The 1,215-nt window shown below is 74.2% G+C and carries 1 pseudogene; it reads left to right on the plus strand.

Features of this window, described 5'->3' with window-relative positions:
- Positions 1-1,215: pseudogene (locus F3J18_RS37460) on the plus strand (serine/threonine protein kinase); the annotation flags it as partial.

Genomic DNA, 1,215 nt, shown 5'->3' on the forward strand with positions numbered 1-1,215 from the left:
TGCAGACGGTGGGCGCGCTGGTCGAGAGCCTGCGCCCGCGCCGGCCGCGCGAGCGCGTCGCGCCCTACCTGGTCGGCCTGCTCGCGCTGGCCGCGCTGGCGGCCGGCGGCGTGGCCCTGCACGGCCATTACCGGCAGCGCCAGCTCGATACCACCATCGAGCGCTTCGCCGACGGCAACCCGCAGCACTACGCCAGCGAGGACCAGGCGATGGCCGCGCTCGACGCGCTCGGCGCCGATGCGCGCCAGCAACTGGTGCTGACCCGCAGCGACGTGATCCTGCATTACCTCGCCGAGCGGCTCGACGCCTACTGGAGCCCGCCGCTCGGCCGCTTCGACTACGCCGCCGTGCAGCACGTGTTCCAGTTGCGCGACCAGCTCAAGCTGTTCTCGCCGGCCTTCGACGCGCGCCGCAAGGAGATCGACGACGAGCGCACCGGCATGCTGGCCCGGCTCGGCGGCAGTCTCGACGAGGCGGTCGATCGCGATGCGCTGTTCGAGGACCAGCCCGGCAGCGCCGCCGACATCCTGCAGCGCATCCGCCTGCTCGACCCGGGCAGCGCGCTGCTGCGCGGCAACCGCCTGGAGCTGAAGTACGACGCCGCGATCGGCCAGTCGATCGACCTGGGCAAGTACGACGAGGCGCGCGCGCGGATCGCGCTGGGCCTGCAGCTGTTCCCCGATTCGTCGCGCCTGCAGCGGCGCCGCGACCAACTGGCCGCCGAGCTGGCCTCGGCCGCCGCGCATCCGGGCCCGCAGGCCGCCGCGATGAACGTGGCCGATGCGCGGCACGCGCTGGCCGAGCTGGCCGCCAATCCGTCGACCAACAAGGCCTGGCTGGACGGCGTGGCGGGCGCGATGGCCTCGCTGCAGGGCGACGACGCGCCCGAGACCGGCAAGGCGATCGATGCGCTGGCCGACGGCATCGTCACCGCGGCGGCCCAGGTCAGCGATCCGGGGCTGGCGCACCAGACGCTCGACCTGGTCGAGGTGGGGCTGCGCTACGCGCCGCATTCGCCGGGGCTGGCCGAGCAGCGCGATCGCATGCTGATGCTGCTGCAGCAGCAGCGCATCGACCAGCAGATCGCCAGCAGCGATCCGGCCGCGCAGGTGGATGCGCTGCGCCTGGCCGCCTCGGCCAACGACGGCCCGCGCGCGCTGGCGGCGCTGAACCGGCTGCGCAGCCTGCAGCCGGGCAGCGCGGTGCTGGCCAGCG

The organism is Burkholderia sp. Ax-1720, assembly GCF_011753035.1.
GTDB lineage: Bacteria > Pseudomonadota > Gammaproteobacteria > Burkholderiales > Burkholderiaceae > Burkholderia > Burkholderia gladioli.